Annotated in this window: 18 protein-coding genes and 2 riboswitches; of the genes, 11 read left to right on the forward strand and 7 right to left on the reverse strand. The window is 67.2% G+C overall.

Going from position 1 to position 18,141, the window contains the following annotated elements:
- Positions 1-6: 6 nt before the first annotated feature.
- The 6 genes from LFT45_RS05050 to LFT45_RS05075 all read right to left on the reverse strand — a co-directional run bounded on the left by LFT45_RS05050 (position 7) and on the right by LFT45_RS05075 (position 7,187).
- Positions 7-294, reverse strand: coding sequence for a WXG100 family type VII secretion target (locus LFT45_RS05050; protein WP_111902971.1), 288 nt, complete (start codon positions 292-294; stop codon positions 7-9).
- 127 nt (positions 295-421) lie between these two features.
- On the reverse strand, positions 422-1,945 hold the full coding sequence (locus LFT45_RS05055) for a sensor histidine kinase (RefSeq protein ID WP_236808972.1): 1,524 nt from the start codon (positions 1,943-1,945) through the stop codon (positions 422-424).
- 74 nt (positions 1,946-2,019) lie between these two features.
- Positions 2,020-2,733: a response regulator transcription factor gene (locus tag LFT45_RS05060; protein ID WP_236807157.1), complete on the reverse strand. Its 714-nt coding sequence runs from the start codon at positions 2,731-2,733 to the stop codon at positions 2,020-2,022.
- 60 nt (positions 2,734-2,793) lie between these two features.
- Complete coding sequence (locus tag LFT45_RS05065; RefSeq protein WP_236807158.1) at positions 2,794-4,437, reverse strand: DNA repair helicase XPB; 1,644 nt, start codon at positions 4,435-4,437, stop codon at positions 2,794-2,796.
- A 13-nt stretch (positions 4,438-4,450) separates the two neighbouring features.
- On the reverse strand, positions 4,451-6,943 hold the full coding sequence (locus LFT45_RS05070; protein ID WP_236807159.1) for a helicase-associated domain-containing protein: 2,493 nt from the start codon (positions 6,941-6,943) through the stop codon (positions 4,451-4,453).
- A gap of 10 nt (positions 6,944-6,953) precedes the next feature.
- Entirely contained in the window at positions 6,954-7,187 is a 234-nt protein-coding gene (locus LFT45_RS05075) for a hypothetical protein (protein WP_236807160.1), read from the reverse strand.
- Positions 7,188-7,370: 183 nt separating this feature from the next.
- Between LFT45_RS05075 and LFT45_RS05080 the strand changes: the two genes are divergently transcribed.
- Both LFT45_RS05080 and LFT45_RS05085 read left to right on the forward strand, forming a co-directional pair.
- A complete protein-coding gene (locus LFT45_RS05080) occupies positions 7,371-7,754 on the forward strand; it encodes a cold-shock protein (protein ID WP_190607674.1) in 384 nt (127 codons plus the stop codon).
- 8 nt (positions 7,755-7,762) lie between these two features.
- Positions 7,763-8,320, forward strand: coding sequence for a DUF3027 domain-containing protein (locus tag LFT45_RS05085; protein ID WP_236807161.1), 558 nt, complete (start codon positions 7,763-7,765; stop codon positions 8,318-8,320).
- A 155-nt stretch (positions 8,321-8,475) separates the two neighbouring features.
- Here the strand turns inward: LFT45_RS05085 and serC are convergent, their stop codons facing one another.
- Positions 8,476-9,606, reverse strand: coding sequence for a phosphoserine transaminase (serC, locus tag LFT45_RS05090; RefSeq protein WP_236807162.1), 1,131 nt, complete (start codon positions 9,604-9,606; stop codon positions 8,476-8,478).
- A gap of 346 nt (positions 9,607-9,952) precedes the next feature.
- On the opposite strand from serC, the gene LFT45_RS05095 reads away from it, so the two are divergent.
- The 9 genes from LFT45_RS05095 to fdhD all read left to right on the forward strand — a co-directional run bounded on the left by LFT45_RS05095 (position 9,953) and on the right by fdhD (position 18,043).
- Complete coding sequence (locus LFT45_RS05095; RefSeq protein ID WP_236807164.1) at positions 9,953-10,648, forward strand: metal-dependent transcriptional regulator; 696 nt, start codon at positions 9,953-9,955, stop codon at positions 10,646-10,648.
- Positions 10,649-10,799: 151 nt separating this feature from the next.
- Positions 10,800-11,041: riboswitch (cyclic di-AMP (ydaO/yuaA leader) on the forward strand.
- A gap of 11 nt (positions 11,042-11,052) precedes the next feature.
- Complete coding sequence (locus tag LFT45_RS05100) at positions 11,053-11,874, forward strand: M23 family metallopeptidase (protein WP_236808974.1); 822 nt, start codon at positions 11,053-11,055, stop codon at positions 11,872-11,874.
- Between the two features lie 136 nt (positions 11,875-12,010).
- A riboswitch (cyclic di-AMP (ydaO/yuaA leader) is annotated at positions 12,011-12,182 on the forward strand.
- 70 nt (positions 12,183-12,252) lie between these two features.
- Positions 12,253-12,945 carry a C40 family peptidase gene (locus tag LFT45_RS05105; RefSeq protein ID WP_440158988.1) on the forward strand — a complete coding sequence of 231 codons (693 nt, stop codon included), beginning with the start codon at positions 12,253-12,255 and terminating at the stop codon, positions 12,943-12,945.
- A 102-nt stretch (positions 12,946-13,047) separates the two neighbouring features.
- On the forward strand, positions 13,048-13,836 hold the full coding sequence (locus LFT45_RS05110) for an NlpC/P60 family protein (protein WP_236807168.1): 789 nt from the start codon (positions 13,048-13,050) through the stop codon (positions 13,834-13,836).
- A gap of 222 nt (positions 13,837-14,058) precedes the next feature.
- Entirely contained in the window at positions 14,059-14,559 is a 501-nt protein-coding gene (locus LFT45_RS05115) for an HNH endonuclease (RefSeq protein WP_003804664.1), read from the forward strand.
- Positions 14,560-14,594: 35 nt separating this feature from the next.
- A complete protein-coding gene (gene mobA / locus LFT45_RS05120) occupies positions 14,595-15,188 on the forward strand; it encodes a molybdenum cofactor guanylyltransferase (protein WP_236807170.1) in 594 nt (197 codons plus the stop codon).
- A 36-nt stretch (positions 15,189-15,224) separates the two neighbouring features.
- Positions 15,225-15,572, forward strand: coding sequence for a DUF6457 domain-containing protein (locus LFT45_RS05125; RefSeq protein ID WP_236807172.1), 348 nt, complete (start codon positions 15,225-15,227; stop codon positions 15,570-15,572).
- Entirely contained in the window at positions 15,569-17,107 is a 1,539-nt protein-coding gene (locus LFT45_RS05130) for a molybdopterin molybdotransferase MoeA (protein ID WP_236807174.1), read from the forward strand. Before LFT45_RS05125 ends, LFT45_RS05130 begins: the two co-directional genes overlap by 4 nt.
- 63 nt (positions 17,108-17,170) lie before the next feature.
- Entirely contained in the window at positions 17,171-18,043 is an 873-nt protein-coding gene (gene fdhD / locus LFT45_RS05135) for a formate dehydrogenase accessory sulfurtransferase FdhD (protein ID WP_236807181.1), read from the forward strand.
- Positions 18,044-18,141 lie beyond the last annotated feature (98 nt).

An 18,141-nucleotide genomic window follows, 5' to 3' on the forward strand; every position in this document is an offset into this window, starting at 1 on the left:
TAGACGTCAGCTGAAGCGCTGCGCGTTGCCCTGTTCCGCCTGCGCATAGGTGTCCGCAGCCGACGACAAGGCCAGGTTGATGGAGGCGAGTGAGGCCTCGACCTTGCCCTGGGTCAGCGTCCACTCGGCAACGAGCGCCTGGAAGTTGGTGGCAGCCGAGCCGCGCCACGTGGCCTGCAGTTCATCCAGCCCATGCTTCATCGCCTGGACGTCGGCGCTGATCCGGTCAACGGTTGCCTTGACGTTGGCTGATTTCACCTGCAGTAGGTCGGTATCGACGGAAATGATGCTCATGACGGGCCTCTCGACATCTTAAGGGACTGCCCCGGCAGGACAATCGCAATGGTGGGCGGACCGGCCACTCCGATCCGCTACGTCGAGCCTAGGAACCCGCCGGCAGGAGGGGCCAGAGTGCACTCCTCTATGTGGATAAACGGTTCCCGCCGGCAACCCGCTTCCCGATAGCAGCGTCGTCTCCGGATGTCCTGTCCGAGAACGTCCCGACGCTGTCCGCTTCGACGCTGTCCGCTTCGACGCTGTCCGCTTCGACGCTGTCCTCGTCGGGAGAGTCCTCCCGGAGAGGGAGGCTGACCACGAGCGTCGCGCCGCCGCCGTCGGTACCTTCCACCCGGACGGAGCCGCCGTGCGAGCCGATAATGGCGGCCACGATCGCCAGGCCAAGTCCGCTGCCGCCCGTATCACGGGTACGGGAGGTATCCGCCCTATAGAAGCGCTCGAAGACCTTGGTGGCTTCGGTGTCGGAGATTCCGGGCCCGTGGTCCCGGACCTCGAGGACAGCCCGGGCTGAACCGGCGTCGCCCTGCCGGACGCCCACCGCGATTTCGATGGGTGTTCCCTCCGGTGTGTAGCGCAGCGCATTGCCCACCAGATTGCCGATGACCTGGCGGAGCTTCGCTTCATCGCCCAGCACCGGTGCCGGCCCGGCGCTTCCGCCGTGGAGGCCGGTCAGGGTGACGGCCCGCGTCCTTGCACTGGCCTGCGTGTCCACCACGGCGTCGTGGGCGAGCAGCTGCAGGTCGATGGGCTTGCGCTGCAGCGGACGCTGCTCATCGAGGCGTGCCAGCAGCAGCAGGTCCTCCACCATGGACCCCATCCGTTTGGCCTCGCTCTCGATCCGGCCCATGGCGTTGGCCACGTCCTCGGAGGACTGCAAAGCGCCGTGCCGGTACAGCTCCGAGTAACCCCGGATCGTCACCAGCGGGGTGCGCAGCTCGTGCGAGGCGTCTGCGGCAAACCGGCGCATCCGGTCCTCGGAGGCCATCCGTGCCGCGAACGCTCCCTCGATGTGGGCGAGCATAGCGTTCAATGACTGGCCCAAGCGGCCGACTTCCGTCGTCGGATTCTCCACGTCGACGCGGCGGGACAGGTCACCGGCGGCGATGGCCGCGGCGGTCTTTTCCACCCTTGCCAGCGGCCGGAAGGACCGGGTCACTGTCCAGTTAGCGATGAAAAAAGCGAGGATAAGGGCCAACAACCCCGCGCCCACCACAACCAGGGTGGCATGGCGCAGTACCTCATCCACTGATGAAAGCGGCAGCCCGATGACCAGTACTGACCTCCGCTGGTTGCTGTCCACGATGCCGACGGCAACCACCCGCCAGTTCGCCCCGTCCTTGCCGCGGACCTGGTAGGGCTCCAGCCCGCGATCGCGGGCCTCCTCCAAGGAAATGGTGTCGATGGCGGGACGGTGGTTCTCCGTGCCGCCAAGCCGCCGGCCCTGGGCACCCGGGTAGTACACCACCACGGAGTAATCCGTGGGAACGACGGGGTTTGGCACGATGAGCTGGCTGAAGGACCGTTGTTCCTGGATGGAGTCGACGGCGGCCGCGAGCTTGTCGTCCACCTGGCCCTCAAGGTACGTGCGCAGCAGCGTCAGGGTGCCGGCTCCGGTCACCGCCAGGGCCACCAGCAGGAGGGCCATCATGATGGCCACCAGCTGGGACCGGAGGTTGGCTGACTTCCAGCGCTCCAGCGCCGACTTCCATCGCGCCAGCAAGGTCAGCGCTTTTCTGCTGTCCGCAGCACGTAGCCGACACCACGCTTGGTCTGGATAAGGGCCGGGGCGTCGGGATCGATGTCCACCTTGCGCCGCAGGTAGGAAATGTAGGACTCGACGATGGAGGCGTCACCGTTGAAGTCATATTCCCAGACGTGGTCCAGGATCTGCGCCTTGGACAGGACGCGGTTCGGGTTGAGCATCAGGTACCGGAGCAGCTTGAATTCGGTGGGGGACAGCTCGATCACCTTGCCGCCGCGGCGCACCTCGTGGGCGTCGTCGTCGAGCTCCAGGTCATCCACCCGGATGACGGCCTCGTCATCCTCCAGCATCGGCTGCGTCCTGCGGAGCACGGCACGGATGCGGGCCACCACCTCGTCAAGGCTGAAGGGCTTGGTGACGTAGTCGTCCCCGCCCACCGTCAGCCCGGTGACCTTGTCCTCGGTGTCGTCCTTGGCGGTCAGGAACAGGACAGGGAAATGCTTGCCTGCCGCACGCAGCCGGCGGGTGACGGTGAAGCCGTCCATGTCCGGAAGCATGACGTCCAGCACCGCGAGGTCTGGTGCGTGCGCCTCAACGGCAGCAAGCGCCTCCCGCCCGTTCCCCGCGGACACCACGTCAAAGCCGGCGAAGCGCAATGACGTGGAAAGCAGCTCGCGGATGTTCGGTTCGTCATCAACCACGAGGAGCTTCGCTTCGGCGCTGTTCTTTTTCATATTCCCATGATGCTCCCAGAATCTGGGAGTTTTCTGGATGAATGTTGTGTGTTGGTTGAGTCAGCAGGATTCGACGTCCTTGGCGTCCATGATGCGGTAGGCGTAGCCCTGCTCGGCCAGGAAGCGCTGGCGCTTGGCCGCGAAATCCTGGTCCAGGGTGTCCCGGGCAACGAGGGAGTAGAACCGTGCCGCGCGCCCGTCCTGCTTGGGCCGCAGCAGCCGCCCGAGCCGCTGGGCCTCCTCCTGGCGGGAACCGAAGGAGCCGGAGACCTGGATGGCCACCGAGGCCTCGGGCAGGTCGATCGAAAAGTTGGCCACCTTGGACACCACAAGGGTCTGGATGTCCCCGGCGCGGAAGGCGTCAAAGAGCTTCTGGCGGACCTTGACCGAGGTTTCGCCCTTGATGACCGGGGCGTCCAGCCGCTCGCCGAGCTCGTCGAGCTGGTCGATGTACTGCCCGATCACCAAGATCTGCTCGCCGCGGTGGTGGGCCACCAGCTGTTCGGCCACGACGGTCTTTGTCTCGGACGTGGCGCACAGCCGGTACTTGTCCGCATCCTCGGCCATGGCGTACGCCACGCGCTCATCCTTGGGAAGATCCACGCGGACCTCCACGCAGTCCGCGGGGGCGATGTAGCCCTGGGCTTCGATGTCCTTCCACGGAGCGTCGTAGCGCTTGGGGCCGATGAGGCTGAAGACCTCGCCTTCCCGCCCGTCCTCACGCACCAGCGTCGCCGTCAGGCCCAGCCGGCGCCGTGCCTGCAGGTCCGCCGTCATCCGGAAGATCGGCGCGGGAAGCAGATGTACCTCGTCGTAGATGATCAGGCCCCAGTCGTGGCCGTCGACGAGCTCAAGGTGCGGGTACACTCCGCCGCGTTTGGTGGTGAGGACCTGGTACGTGGCGATGGTCACAGGCCGGACTTCCTTGACGGCGCCGGAGTATTCGCCGACCTCGTCCTCGGTCAGCGAGGTCCGCCTGAGCAGCTCGTCCTTCCACTGCCGTGCCGCGACGGTGTTGGTGACAAGGATGAGCGTGGTGGTGGAGCCGGTGGCCATCGCCGCGGCGCCCACGAGCGTCTTGCCGGCACCGCAGGGGAGCACGACGACGCCGCTGCCGCCGGCCCAGAAGTTCTCCGTGGCCAGCCGCTGGTACGGCCTCAGCTTCCATCCCGACTCGTTCAGCATGATGAGGTGGGGCGTGCCGTCGACGTAGCCGGCCAGGTCCTCCGCCGGCCAGCCGATCTTGAGCAGCAGCTGCTTCAGCTGGCCGCGCTGGGAGGAATGGACCACCACGGTCTCGGCGTCGATGCGCGGGCCCAGCAGCGGCTGGATCTTCTTGGCCCTGCTGACCTCCTCCAGCACGGGGTAGTCGCTGGTGCGCATGACCAGCCCGTGCTGCGGGTCCTTCTCCAGCCGCAACCGGCCGTACCGGGACATGGTTTCCTCGATGTCGATCAGCAGCGAGTGCGGCACGGGGAAGCGGGAATAAGTGAGCAGCGTATCCAGCACCTTTTCGGCGTCGAGCCCTGCGGCCCGGGCGTTCCAAAGCCCCAGCGGCGTGAGCCGGTAGCTGTGCATGTGCTCGGGTGCGCGCTCCAGTTCGGCGAAGGCCGCGATGGCGTGCCGGGCCTCCGTCGCCTGCTCGTGGTCCACTTCGAGGAGGATGGTTTTGTCGCTCTGGACAATCAGCGGGCCGTCATTCACGCGGGTAGAACCTTCACTGCTGCATGTCCTCTGCTGCCTCGATATCGATGATCCGGTGGATGGAGAGCACCCGCTCCGTGTCCTTCCCGGGGTCAAACACACGGACGCGTCCGCCCGCCACGGATACCGGAACCACCGTTTCCAGTTTCGCATTCCCCAGGCTGTCCACGACGTTCATCACTACCTTTTGCCGGAGCCTGATGGCCTTATGCAGGGTCTCGAGTCCCAGCTGGGTTGCCTCCTCGCCGCCGGCGGCAGCCGGACGCGAGCCGTTGGGGCTGATGCCGTGCTCCGCATGGCTGCGGAGAATGGCGAGCTGGGCGGTGACGTCGGCGTCGGGAAGGGCGGTGCGCGGCGCGCTGTAGACGGGGCGACCAGTGCCAGGAAGCGGAGCAGTGCGGTTGAGGCGGACGACGGCGGATCCGGCCTCTTCGACGGCAGGTGACAGTCCCAGCCCGCGCAGCACGAGGGCCGTCTGCCGGGGTGAAGCCATGGAGACCAGGACGGTGGGGGCGATCCGGACCAGGCCCAGGGACGAAGCCGCGGCCTCCCGGCAGAGCTCACTGAGCGCAGCTTCGTCATCGCTCTGGATGAAGCTCGCGGCCGCTCCGATCCGAAGCTTGCCGTGCCTGGCGGCTGTATCCTCCACCAGGTACTGCAGCGGCTGCGGCACGGCGGTGGCGGAGTACCGGCGGAGGAAATCGAGGATGGCTGCAGCGTCGTGGCCCGAGTCCAGGGCGCGCCGGATGGACTCCGCGGAGAACCGGTACGTCGTGGCCGGGCCCTGCCCTTCGGCGTCGGCCATCCGCTGGAGCTGCTCGGCAAGGTCGGGGGCGAGGTAGCCGGGAGCCACCGCGGTCAGGTCGGCCTGCAGGAGCACATGGTTGAGGGCTGCCGGGAGGTGTTCACCGAGGAGATCCATGGCGTCGTCAGGCGCGTCCGCGGCGATGGCGGCGCCCAGCTGGCTGAGCGCGCCGGACCCGATCAGCCCCAGCAGCTCCGCCTCGGCAAGCACGCCACTGATCAAGGAACTGAACCGCCGCGCCATTCGGGGCTGCGACCACTCGGCACGCAGCAGCACGGCCTCCGCATTGAGCACCGGCGCCGCCCCGTCCGGCACGTTCGCCTCGAGCGTCAGCTCCCGCAAGATCTCCAGGATCCTCTTGCGGATGACAGGCGCGTCGGACCGCTGCGCCTCGGCAGAGAGGGCGTTGACGGTGGCCGCCGGGGCGGCCCGGTGGTTGGCGGGCCCGGCGGGCTGGCCATTCATGCGCTGCCCCACGAGTGACGGGGCGCGCTCGCTGGCCAGCCAGGCGTTCACGAGCCACAGCCACTGTTCCTGCCGCGGCAGCCCGAGCCATTCCAGCTGGGGTGGCTGCACCCAGCACGAGCTGTCCACGTCCAGCCGGAGCAGGCCCGCCAGGGCACAGAGCTCCAGCAGCACCGCAGTGGTGTGGTGGTCCACGCGGAGCGTTTCGGCGAGCCTGCGCATCTCGCGGATGCCCACCCCGCCGCTCCGCAGGGTGGCCAGGGGCTGGTCCCTGACCGCGTGCAGCAGTTCGCCGGTGAGGCGCAGAGTCTCGGCGATGGCCCCGAGCGCGGCGTTGTGGCGGAGTGCGGCGGTGGTGACACCGAGCATTGGGGCGGGCGGAGTCAGGGAGAAGTTGTTGATGATGGCGCCGCCGCGCAGGGAAATGCCCACGCTGTGCGGCAGTTCCACATGTGCGGCGTCCAGCGGCACCAGCAGGCCCCGGGCCAGCAGCCAGTCGACCGGCCCGACGTCGTGACCTTCAGTGGTGACGGAAGCCTTCCGCTGGGCCTGGGGTACGGCACCCATCGCCCAGTTGCTGAACCGGGCCAGCAGCGCCGTGGTCCTCTCCGGGGCGCCGGCGAGGAGCGCCTGCAGTCCCTCGGGGGATGAAGTCCAGTGCTGCAGCGCCAGTGCTGCGTCCATCGGCGTGGTGGCCGCCTGCACGGCGGCGCCGCTGCGGCGCAGCTCCGCCACAAGCTGGACGACGCGCTGGGCGAATGCCGGCTGCAGCCTGACCAGTTCTGTGTAGCTGCGCCCCAGCCCTGCCGGGTAGATCCCGATGACGTCTTTCAGGCTGCTCACCGGAAGATAGAACCGCTGCCTCTGGGCGCCGGGGCCCGCCCCATGCGGCGGCTCGGCCCGCTGCACCAGGGCGAGATCATGCAGTGACTGCAGGAGCTGGTCGACGGCCGCCACAGTTGAACCTGCGATGGCCTTCTTCAGCACCGCGGCCGATGCGCTGTGACCGGTGTCCGTGTTGGTGCACAGGTGCAGGGTCTCCAGCACCTGCATTTGCGGGCGGTTCAGGCGCTCCAAGGCCCGCTGCACGCTCACCCGCGCGCTGGCACGGGCGGCCAGGGCCGGGAAGTCGGGAACGCCGGGGGAGATCAGGTCCGGCCGCGCAGCGAACAAAGCCCGCAGCGACTCGTCGCTGCGTGCCTCCAGTTCCTTGCTGAGCGCTCGAATGAGGGACATCAGTCCAACGTTACCGCCCGGCGGAGCTTCCTGCCCGGCGGCGGGCGGCAACGCCGTCTGCCACCAGCACGAGCATCAGCAGGAAGGCCGCCGGAAGGCCATAGAGTGCCGTTGACGTGATCCACTGCGGGGCCGCCTGGCCCGCAGCGGCGAGGGCTATGACCGCCCCGACCGCAGCGAGGGACAAAACTGCAAGGAGCACTGCGGCGGCCATCAGTGGCCGCCGGATACGCGCGGATGTCATGAACGTAACGCTAACAGCAGTGCCGCGGCCGCGCCTCAAAGCGGGATTAGCCTGACAGTCAGGATAACCTTGAAGGAACAGACCAACATGGACCAGGCAGTCATACCCTGAACCCGCACATCAGTGCGGATGCGGTGACGGCCGGCCATGTCCCAGAACGTCAGAACGAAGAAGGTTGATTAGGTGCCTACCGGCAAGGTCAAGTGGTACGACAAGGATAAAGGTTTCGGATTCCTCGCAGGCGAGGACGGACAGGAAGTGTTCCTTCCCAAGTCGGCGCTGCCCGCCGGAGTTACGGAACTGAAGGCCGGCACCCGGGTTGAGTTCGGCGTCGCAGACGGACGCAAGGGCGCCCAGGCCCTCGGCCTGCGCGTCCTCGACAAGACTCCGTCCATCGCAAAGGCCAAGCGCCCCAACGCGAGGGATCTTGCCCCGCTGGTGCAGGACCTGGTGACAGTTCTGGACAACCTGTCCGGCACGCTGTCGTCCGGCAAGTACCCGGACGGCAACAAGGGCAAGGCCATTGCCGCTGCCCTGCGTAAGGTTGCCGACGAGCTGGACGCCTAGGCCTCCCGATGAACCCGGAACCTGAACAGGCCGAATCCAAGGTGGAACCCAAGGCACCCCAGCGCCGCACCGGTGTCCCGGTGTGGCGGATGGGGAAGCCCGACGCCGTGCTGGCCGCTGCCGTGGACGCGGCCCGGACCGCCATCGAAGGCATCGCGAAGGCATCCGAAATCGGGGACCACCTGGCCGCCCGGACCGAGGGCGACCGCGTGGTGACGCACCTTTTCGAATCACGGCTGCCGGGGTATCTCGGCTGGCAGTGGTATGCCGTCCTGACCCGCAACTCCCGCTCCAAGGTGATCACTGTCAACGAGCTTGGCCTGCTGCCGTCCGAAGACTCGATCCTCGCCCCGGAGTGGGTGCCGTGGGCCGAGCGCGTACGCCCGGAGGACGAGCAGGAGCAGGACGAGCAGGAAGCGCCGGGGGAGGCGTCCACGGGCTCTGCAACAGAGCCCGACGCCGGGCCGGGGACTGACGTCGAAGCAGAGTCTGACGTCGAAACAGCGACTGACGCTGAAGCAGCGCCTAGCGTCGAAGCAGAGCCCGACGCCCACGAACGCGACTAATCACAACGAGTAATGGTTTGCAACCACTGACGGCGCCGTCCGGCCACAAGCCTGGACGACGCCGTCGAACTTTAAGCAAAGAGTTTTTTGTCCAGATAATGGGGCCAAAAGGCCTTCGAACCCCGATTATCTGCACAAAAACTCCCCGCCGGTGGTTACTTCTTCAGTTCGCCCACCACGTAGTCGATGCACTCCAGCAGGGCGGAGACATCCGAAGGCTCGATGGCCACGAAGGTGGCGATGCGCAGCTGGTTGCGTCCCAGCTTCCGGTAGGGCTCGGTGTCCACGATGCCGTTGGCGCGAAGCACCTTGGCAATGGCGGCGGCATCGATCGAGTCGTCGAAGTCGATGGTGGCGATGACGTTGGAGCGCTCGGCCGCATTGGCAACGAATGGCGTCGCGTATTCGGAGGCTTCCGCCCACTTGTAGATGCGGCCAGCCGAGTCGGCCGTGCGGCCGGCGGCGAAGTCCAGGCCGCCGTTGGCGTTCAGCCACTGCACCTGGGCATCCAGCGTGACGAGCGTGGACAGGGACGGGGTGTTGTACGTCTGGTTCAGCTTGGAGTTGTCGATGGCGGTCTTCAGGTCCAGGAAGTCCGGGATCCAGCGCCCGCTGGCCTTGACGCGCTCAGCCCGCTCCAGCGCAGCCGGGGAGAAGAGGCCTAGCCACAGCCCGCCGTCGGAGGCGAAGTTCTTCTGCGGCGCGAAGTAGTAGACATCCGTCTGGGTCACGTCGACATCGAGGCCGCCGGCAGCCGAGGTTGCGTCCACCAGCACCAGTGCGCCCTCGTCGACGCCGTTCACCCGCTGGACGGGCGCAGCGACACCCGTTGAGGTCTCGTTCTGCGGCCAGGCGTACACATCCACGCCCGCCTCGGCCTTGGGGGCGGGACAGGTGCCGGGCTCGGACTTGATGATGGAGGACTCCGCGAGGAACGGCGCCTTGTTCGTTGCCGCGGCAAACTTGGACCCGAACTCGCCGAAGGACAGGTGCTGTGCCTTCTGTTCCACAAGGCCGAAGCTGGCGACGTCCCAGAACGCCGTGGAACCGCCGACGCCGAGGACAACCTCGTAGCCTTCGGGGGCACGGAAGAAGGTGCTCAGGCCTTCGCGGACGGATCCCACGAGGTTCTTCACGGGGGCCTGGCGGTGCGACGTGCCCAGGAGCGTCGTGGCGGCCGCGGAGAGGGCCTCGATCTGCTCGTGCCTGACCTTGGAGGGACCGGCGCCGAACCGTCCGTCCTTGGGCAGGAGGTTTGCGGGAATAGTGATGCTGGTGTCGCTCACAATGGCTCCAATTTTCGGCATGGAAGTGCGGTTCGGCTGGGTCGGGGCGATGGCCGGCAGGCAACCATGACCGCCACGAAGACCCTCCTTATTCTGCCCGAAGCGCGGATACGGCGGGAACACGCACCCGTCATAGTCCAGTCACTGAGACAGGCCCGCCACCCACCGCGCAGATTATCCGGAGTAATTCAAAATAGGCTAAGCTGGCACTGGACGTACGGGCACACAGCCGGTGCTGCGCCGCCGTCGGATACGCGACCGCCGCTGCAGCTTGCCGGATCCCGGTGCGGCGGACCCGCGGTACGGTGGGACGGACAAGAATACTGGGCTCGAGGAGCTGAGCTGAATGACGGATCTGATCGACACCACGGAGATGTACCTTCGCACCATTCTGGAGCTGGAGGAAGAGAACATCGTGGCGCTTCGGGCACGCATCGCCGAACGCCTCCGGCACTCAGGCCCCACCGTTTCGCAGACCATCGGCAGGATGGAACGCGACGGCCTCGTCGTCGTCTCCGGTGACCGCCACCTCGAACTGACCGAAGTGGGCCGGAAGCGCGCCACCGAGGTGATGCGCAAGCACCGGCTCGCCGAGCGCCTCCTCGCCGACGTCATCGGCCTTGACTGGGCCTACGTTCATGACGAGGCCTGCCGGTGGGAGCACGTCATGAGTGAACGGGTGGAGCGCAGGATCTACGAAATGCTCGACCATCCCACCGAGTCGCCGTACGGCAACCCCATCCCCGGCCTGGCGGCGCTCGGGGGCCAGCCCGCCCGCTCGTTCTCCGACGGCGTGGTGAACCTGCTCGATGCCATGGCCGGCTACGGTCCGGAATCCAAGGTCACCGTCAGCCGCCTGGCAGAACCCATCCAGGTGGAGCCGGAGCTGCTGGTCCAGCTGGATGAAGGCGGGATCCGGCCGGGCGCTGCCGTCTCGCTCGAACGTGTGGGGGAGTACATTTCTGTCCGCGTACCCGGGTTCGAGGGCGCCCTCGAGCTGCCGCCGGAAGTCGCGGCGCACGTGTTCGTGCGGGTCGGTTAGCGCCGAAAGCGCAGCTCCGCCTGACGCCGGCGTCCTGTCTGACATCTGCAGGCAGGATGACCTACCACTTTTGCACAGCGAATATAACGGAATTATTACTGCGCCTCTTAATCGCCTATAGTTAAACAGCAACGCCGATGCAAAAGCGTTACCTGATCTGGAGCCGAACCTTGCCAGCAGATCAGTAGCACGAGTCACCCACTGGCAGGGGCGGGGGAACCACAACCGGCTGTTTCTACAGCCTTGGGGTGAAGTCCGCAGCAGCAAGTCTCTTCCGCAGAAGGAATCCTCCCGGGATACCCCTGTGCCGGAATGGCTTGTTATGGCGGGCCGGGTCCGAACTCTCTGACCCGAATCCGACAGCTAACTTCGCAGGCTATCCAGAGAGGAAGCAGTACTTGTCCATGCAGAATGCCCGGGGCCGCCGCCGCGCGTCCGGTCCCGCTCCTGAGCCGCGCCCTGCGGAGGCCATTGCCGCGGACCGTCCCCGGGACGCTCAGCGCGAGGCGCGCCGCCGCCGGGGTCCGTTCCGGCAGGTTACGGATTTCGCTTCGGCCAGTGGTGTTGGGCAAAAGGCTGGAGTGGCCCTTGCTGCTACCGGCCTGCTGCTGACTGTTACCGTCCCCGCCACCAGCCCCGTCCTGGCTGCCGACGAGCATCAGGGAGGAGCGTCCGCGTCCGCCGCCTCACCGGCCCAGCCGAAGGTCTCGGCGGAAGCGGCAGCGAAGATCGACTTCAGCCGTACGTCCGTCTCCACCACCGGTGACCCGGACGGAAAGCTCAAGCAGCTCCTGAGTGCCCAGTCTGCCGGCAGCATCAGCCGTGCGGCCTCGGTGGGCACCTTGGGCGGGCCGCTGACCACGCTCGTGAAGTCTTCGCCGTTCGGCTACCGGGTTAGCCCGATCACCGGCGGCGCCGGTGAGTTCCACCGCGGCCAGGACTTCGCCGCCCAATGCGGCACGCAAGTGCTTGCTGCGGCCAGCGGCAAGGTCACGTTCGCCGGGTGGCACCCATACGGGGGAGGCAACCGCGTGGTCATCGACCACGGCAACGGCTTGGAGACCACGTACAACCACCTGTCGTCCTCCAGCGTCGAGGTTGGCCAGAAGGTCACCCGCGGTGAGGCGATTGCCCTGAGCGGGACCACCGGCGCCTCCACCGGCTGCCACCTCCACTTCGAGGTGATGGTCAACGGTGAAGTCGTTGATCCCACCGGCTGGCTCTAAGCCAAGCCGAGTGAGCACTCTCATTCCTGTGACATGCCGTGACCTGAATGTGACATTAGCTCCAAACTGCTGTACCGTCTAAACCGCGTCAACTTTTCCGAAGTTGACGCTCTTGAGTGGATTGCCTAGCTCTGCCACCGCTCAAGGTCCGTTCGCATTACATCGTCTGGCAGGGGCGGGGGAACCAATTTTGGTCTTCGCAAGAAGGCCTTGGGGTTAAGTCGCAAAAGCTTCCCAGGAAGCCGAGTGGCCGGGTGCACTCCCATCCGAATCCGACAGCTCACCTCGCAGGCATTGGGAGAGGCTACCTTCGTGTCTTCACGCCACAATGCCGCGCGCCACCGCGCGCAAACGGTTCGTATGAACCCATTGGACTCCGTGTCCAAGGCGGTTAGCGCCAATGCCGGCACAGTAGGTCGCCAGGCAGCTGTTATCGCAGCTGCTTCAGGTCTCATCCTGAGCGTTGGCATGCCTGCCAACGCAGCCGACGCCAACATTGGTGTTTCCGCCTCCTCGGAGACCGGATCCCAGGCCGCGCAGCTTGCTGTGACCGCCGCGCCCACCGCCACTGTCTCTTTCGAGCGTCCTGAAGTCACCACGGTGGCTGCCCCGGTCGCCGAAATCATTGCTCCGCAGTCGAGCGATGAGGGCCAGGCGGGCGATGCAGGCCAGGCCAGCGACGAGAGTGCCGGTGCGGCCCAGGCCGTCACCGCCAAGTCCACCGATGGTGCGGCCTCAGCCGCAGCGTCCGGACTGGCTGCAATCGCGTACACCGGCATCGGTAACCCCTACGTCTGGGGCGGCACCACCCCCAGCGGCTGGGACTGCTCCGGCTTCACCCAGTGGGTTTACGCTCAGGCAGGCATCAGCATTCCCCGCGTCAACGCGTGGACTGCCATGAAGCCCACCTCCACGCCTGCTCCCGGCGACCTGGTCATGCAGAACGGCGGCGCCCACGTGGGCATCTACGTCGGCAACGGCATGATGATCAGCGCGCTGAACCCCTCGGACGGAACGCTCCTGCACGCGGTGTCCGCCACGGGCACGTCCTCCTTCTTCACCCTTCGCTAAAAATCCGATTCGAGACGGGCCGGCTTACCCCCAAGATGCCGGCGCGTCGATAACCCACGTCCTGCTACCGCGGTCCGTGGAACACGAAAGAGAGAAATCTTAATGACTACACGTGCGACCATTGCACGCCACCGCGCCGAGGTCACCAAGACCAACTCGCTGGCTGTCATTGCCAAGGCCGTCGGCGACAACGCCGGTGGTGTGGGCCGCCAGGCCGCAGTTATCGCTGCTGCTTCCGGTCTCGTCCTGACCAGCGGCATCGCCGCCAACGCTGCTGAGACCAACGTTCAGCGCGAATCCGCTCCGGCCTCCACGCTGGAGGTCCAGTCCGCTGCGCCGGCCACGATTTCCGCTGCGTCCAGCATCGCGATCTCCTACGAGAAGCCCGCTGTCTCCACCGCCCCGGCTCCCGTCGTCGAGGCCCCCAAGCCCGTCGTCAAGGTCCAGGAAGCGGCCCCCGCTGTTGAGGCTGCTCCGGTTGCTGAAGCCGCACCCGCAGTCCAGGCCACGGCAGCCGTTGCAACTGCTGCCCCGGCAGCTCCGAAGACCACCGCCGCCAGCGGCAAGGGCGCTGCAATCGCCGCTGCCGCCTACGCACAGCTGGGCGTCTCCCAGGACTGCACCGCCCTGGCCACCAACGCACTCGCAGCTGTGGGCGTCCACTACCACGGCTGGCCGGCAGGCTACCTGTCCCTCGGCCGCACCGTGAGCGCTGCTGAGGCTCAGCCGGGCGACCTCGCCTACTACCAGAACGGCGGCATGGGCCTGGCCCACATCGCTGTGTACGTCGGCAACGGCCAGGCCGTCCACGGCGGCTGGAACGGCGGAACCACCGCACTGTTCAGCGTGAACGTCGGCTCCGGCCCGGTCTTCATCCGCGTCGGCGGCTAAGACCCCCAAGCGTTACGGAAGGACCCCCGCCAGCACGGCGGGGGTCCTTTTTTGCCTTGCACCCGCATGAATTTTCGGCGACACGCCATGGCGATGCTTGTGTTCGATTCGCTCATCTGCCTAGTGAGTGTTTACTCTTATGGTGTCGATCCATAGCCCGGACATGCAGAGGGCAGCCGGCCCTCGCGCCTCTGCCGGGTGCGGCCGTGAAGAGGTATGTGCATGCGCACTCTCGTTCTGAATGCTGGATATGAACCGCTGGCGGTAGTGACATTCCGCCGGGCGCTGGTCCTTGTGCTCACCGGAAAAGCAAGCGTGGTGGCCGAAGGCGACGATCCTGTCGTCGGGCCGCAGGACATCATGGGCCGTCCGTCCGTGATTCTCCTCAACCGCTACATCCGCCCCCGGTACAACATGATCACCGCGGTGAGCAGGCGCGGTGTGCTTCGCCGCGACGGCCACCGGTGCGCCTACTGCGGCAAGGCAGCCCACACCATAGACCATGTCCAGCCGAAATCGCGGGGCGGTGCAGACTCTTGGGAGAACCTCGTCGCAGCCTGCCTTCGCTGCAACAACGTCAAGGGTGACCACACGCCCAGCGAAATGGGCTGGAAGCTCCGGTTTGATCCGGCGCCGCCGGTGGGCACCATGTGGCAGATCAAGGAGCTGGAAAAGCCCACGCCGGCGTGGGATCCGTTCCTGCTTCCGGAAAGAGCAGCCTGACTCTGGTTTGAGCCTTCCAGGCTTACGCTGGGTGGGTGGACTTTGACGCAATAATCCTGGCCGGCGGCCGCTCCTCGCGACTGGGCGGCTCACCCAAGTCTGCCCTGATGTACGACGGCGCCACGCTCCTTGAGCGCTCCCTCGCGGCTGCCGGGGGTGCCCGGCACACTGTTGTGGTGGGACCTGCGGCGGCGGGCCTTCCCGCTGAGGTCCTCACTTCGCGCGAGGATCCGCCTTTTGCAGGTCCTGCGGCGGCAATCGCCGCCGGCCTGGCCGCCCTGCAGGGTGCAGACCCCGCGGGCATGGTCCTGGTTCTCGCGTGCGACATGCCACGCGTGGGCGATGCTGTCCGCGCCCTCCGGGACGCTCTCCCCGGCGCGGGCGCTGACGGCGTCATGGCCGCATCCCCCGACGGGCGGCTGCAGCCGCTCGCGGGTTTTTATGGCACAGCTGCGCTAGAACGCGCCGTGCAGGCTGCCGCGGCGCGCAATACCCTGGTGCACGGCTCAGTCTTCGCCCTCCTTGCTAGTCTTGACGTGCAGGCTGTGGTTGTCCCTGCCGGCTCCACCGACGATGTGGACACCTGGGACGATGCGGCCGCGTTGGGAGTAGCTGTCCGGGAGCAATGACCCGCATTCCGGACCGCCGTGAATTTGGAGGCAGGCATGAAAAGCCAGGACGAAACGCTGGAGGAGTGGTGCCGTCTGCTGCTGCGGGCCTTCGAGCTCGAGGATGTGGACGTGGACATCAACGAGGTGCTATCCGTTGCGGGAGTAGCTGCGCACTCCGTGGTGCGTCCCGCCGCCCCGCTGACCACCTTCATAGCAGGGCTGGCCACCGGCCTCAAATGCGCTGCGGGCCAGGCCCCGGACGTTGCCGCCATGCAGGGCGCGATGGACGTGGCCCGTTCCGTTGCCAAGGCGTACGCGGCCGATGAGGCGCAGGCTGCTGCGGGTACCCCGGCCGCAGGCACGGCCGCAACTTCGGCGCCCACCGGGACTTCGGGGGAATGACAGCCGCGCCCGGGCACCGCTCTACCGATGCATACTCCACGGAGGACGCAACCTCCACCGGGGATGCACCCGCTGACGACGACGCACCTGCCGCCGCCTCCGAAGCCGGGCCTGTGTCCGACACCGAAGCCGGCGCCGACGCCGAACCCGGTGCGGGGGACACGGACGCGCAGGGGGAGACGGGGGCTCAGGGGGAGCCGGACGCGCCGGCGAAGCACCTGGCGCACACCTGGGAGGAGGCCCGGCAGGCCGCCTTCGACTGTGCTGCTCCCATACCTGGGGCACCCGTGCCCTTGCGTGACGCCGTGGGCCGGACTCTGGCCGCGGACATCACCGCCCAGCACGACATGCCGCACTATGCATCGTCGGCCATGGACGGCTGGGCCGTTAACGGATCCGGTCCGTGGATCCTGGACGAGCCGGGGCAGCGTCTGGCACCGCACCAGGCGAGCGTGATTGTGACGGGCGGACTGATTCCCCCGGGCGCCAAGGCGGTGCTGCGCACCGAGAGCGGTGCGATGTCCACGGACGACGACGGCCTGCCTGTCCTGACGCTGGGGGGCGCCGCCCGGCCCGGCGAACCGAGGAACGGCCAGCACATCCGGAAGGCCGCAGAAGAGGCAACCGCCGGGGACGTGCTGGTCAGGGCCGGCGTCGTGCTGAATCCCGCCCATGTGGCCCTCGCCGCCCTGGCCGGGTACGACGAGGTGGAAGTGCTCGGCAAGCCTGTCGTCAAGCTGGTGCTGACGGGCTCCGAAGTGGTGGAACAGGGACTGCCCGAGCCCGGGCGGGTGCGCGACACGTTCGGGCCACAGCTGGCCACAGTGGTGGAGATGCTCGGCGGCCTGTGCCGTGAACAGGTCCGCATCGGGGACAGCTACACGGAATGGCTGGAGGGCCTGGAGGATTCAGGCCTCGCTGAGGCACTGAACCTGCCGGCCGACGTCGTCATCACCACCGGCGGGACGGGCCAGTCCGGCACCGACCACTTCAGGCGTGCCGTGGCTGAACTGGGCGGACGGCTGATCATTGACGGGGTGGCAATGCGGCCCGGACACCCCGCCGTCCTCGCAGAACTTCCGGACGGGCGCTTCGTGCTGGGGCTGCCGGGAAACCCGCTGGCGGCCATGATGGCGTTGTCCACGGTGGGCGCGCCGCTCCTGGCCGCCCTCGGACATGGCCAGCTGCCGCCGGTCCGGGAAGTCCCCTCCGGCACCATGCTCGAGCCCCACCCCGGCCGCACGCGGCTGATGCCCTTCCGCCTCCTCTACGGCATGGCCTCGCCCGCGCAGCACACCGGCCCGGGCATGATGCGCGGTCTGGCGTCCGCCGACGGCGTCCTGGTGGTGCCGCCGCACGGCGTGCAGCTCGGCGAGATGGTGCCGGCTTTCGCGCTGCCCTGGGGCCCGGCCATCCCTGAGCCGAAGACCGCGGAATCCAAACCCAAGAGCCCGGCACGGAAGTCCGGGTCCCGCGCCTCCGCCAAGCAAGGTGCCCAGAGCGGGCCGGTGGACTGGAGTGCCCTGTTCGATTGAAGTGCGTGCTCGACTGAGGTGCAATGATGGAGGCATGAACAGCCACTCAGCGCGGAGTTTCGCATGGGCCGTGTAACGCAACGACGCAAGGTGCACCGCTACGTCCTGGACGGCTCGGCCGCGGCACTGGAATTCCCTGTCCGGCACCGCGAGGACGTGCTGGCCGTGGAGGAACCACTCGAGATCCGGCTTGGGAACCTGTCCTTCTCTGTCACCATGCGTACGCCCGGGGACGACTTCGACCTGGTGGCAGGTTTCCTCGTCTCAGAGGGCGTCATCTGGGATGCGGACCAGCTGGTCTCGCTCAGGTTCTGCGCCGGCGAGGACGAAAACGGGGTCCAGACGTTCAACGTGGTCGAAGCCCAGCTGCGCCCCGATGTGCCCCTGCCGGACACCGGCCGGCACGTCTACACGTCCAGCTCGTGCGGAATCTGCGGCACGGACTCCATTGAATCGGTCACCAAGTCCTCGCACTTCAACCCCGCCGCCGACCGGCTCACCGTTCCGGTCGAGACGCTTGCCTCCCTGCCGGACCGGCTGCGGGAGGCGCAGGCCGTCTTCGACGTGACGGGGGGAGTGCACGCTGCCGGACTGTTCAGGATTGACGACGACGGCGGTGCGGAGCTGCTGTGCCTCCGGGAGGATGTGGGCAGGCACAACGCGGTGGACAAGGTGGTTGGCTGGGCCCTGCGCGAACGGCGGCTGCCGCTCACGAACACCGTGCTCCAGGTGTCGGGGCGGGCCTCCTTTGAGCTGGTCCAGAAGGCGGCGTTGGCAGGCATTCCGGTGCTCGCCGCGGTCAGCGCCCCGTCCAGCCTTGCCGTGGAGCTGGCCGAGTCCACCGGCGTCACGCTGGCAGGGTTCAGCCGGGGAACCAGCCTGAACGTCTATGCGGGTGCAGGCCGCATCTCCACGCCTTCGCCGGTGCCGCAGTAGGGGCATGGCCCCTTGGCGGCCGGACGCCCACGCAGTAGATTTTATCCATCGAATGGAACCGTTGATCCGCTCATAAGGCAGCTGAACTGCCCGGACCC

The sequence above is a fragment of the Arthrobacter sp. FW305-BF8 genome, assembly GCF_021789315.1.
GTDB lineage: Bacteria > Actinomycetota > Actinomycetes > Actinomycetales > Micrococcaceae > Arthrobacter.

Coding starts and splice junctions, on each gene's coding strand:
- fdhD (WP_236807181.1), top strand. CDS start 17,171: ATGGGCCGTGTAACGCAACGACGCAAGGTGCACCGCTACGTCCTGGAC.
- LFT45_RS05110 (WP_236807168.1), top strand. CDS start 13,048: ATGACTACACGTGCGACCATTGCACGCCACCGCGCCGAGGTCACCAAG.
- LFT45_RS05085 (WP_236807161.1), top strand. CDS start 7,763: ATGAACCCGGAACCTGAACAGGCCGAATCCAAGGTGGAACCCAAGGCA.
- LFT45_RS05055 (WP_236808972.1), bottom strand. CDS start 1,945: ATGATGGCCCTCCTGCTGGTGGCCCTGGCGGTGACCGGAGCCGGCACC.
- LFT45_RS05060 (WP_236807157.1), bottom strand. CDS start 2,733: ATGAAAAAGAACAGCGCCGAAGCGAAGCTCCTCGTGGTTGATGACGAA.
- LFT45_RS05125 (WP_236807172.1), top strand. CDS start 15,225: ATGAAAAGCCAGGACGAAACGCTGGAGGAGTGGTGCCGTCTGCTGCTG.
- LFT45_RS05075 (WP_236807160.1), bottom strand. CDS start 7,187: ATGACATCCGCGCGTATCCGGCGGCCACTGATGGCCGCCGCAGTGCTC.
- LFT45_RS05095 (WP_236807164.1), top strand. CDS start 9,953: ATGACGGATCTGATCGACACCACGGAGATGTACCTTCGCACCATTCTG.
- LFT45_RS05100 (WP_236808974.1), top strand. CDS start 11,053: ATGCAGAATGCCCGGGGCCGCCGCCGCGCGTCCGGTCCCGCTCCTGAG.
- LFT45_RS05070 (WP_236807159.1), bottom strand. CDS start 6,943: ATGTCCCTCATTCGAGCGCTCAGCAAGGAACTGGAGGCACGCAGCGAC.
- LFT45_RS05115 (WP_003804664.1), top strand. CDS start 14,059: ATGCGCACTCTCGTTCTGAATGCTGGATATGAACCGCTGGCGGTAGTG.
- LFT45_RS05130 (WP_236807174.1), top strand. CDS start 15,569: ATGACAGCCGCGCCCGGGCACCGCTCTACCGATGCATACTCCACGGAG.
- LFT45_RS05050 (WP_111902971.1), bottom strand. CDS start 294: ATGAGCATCATTTCCGTCGATACCGACCTACTGCAGGTGAAATCAGCC.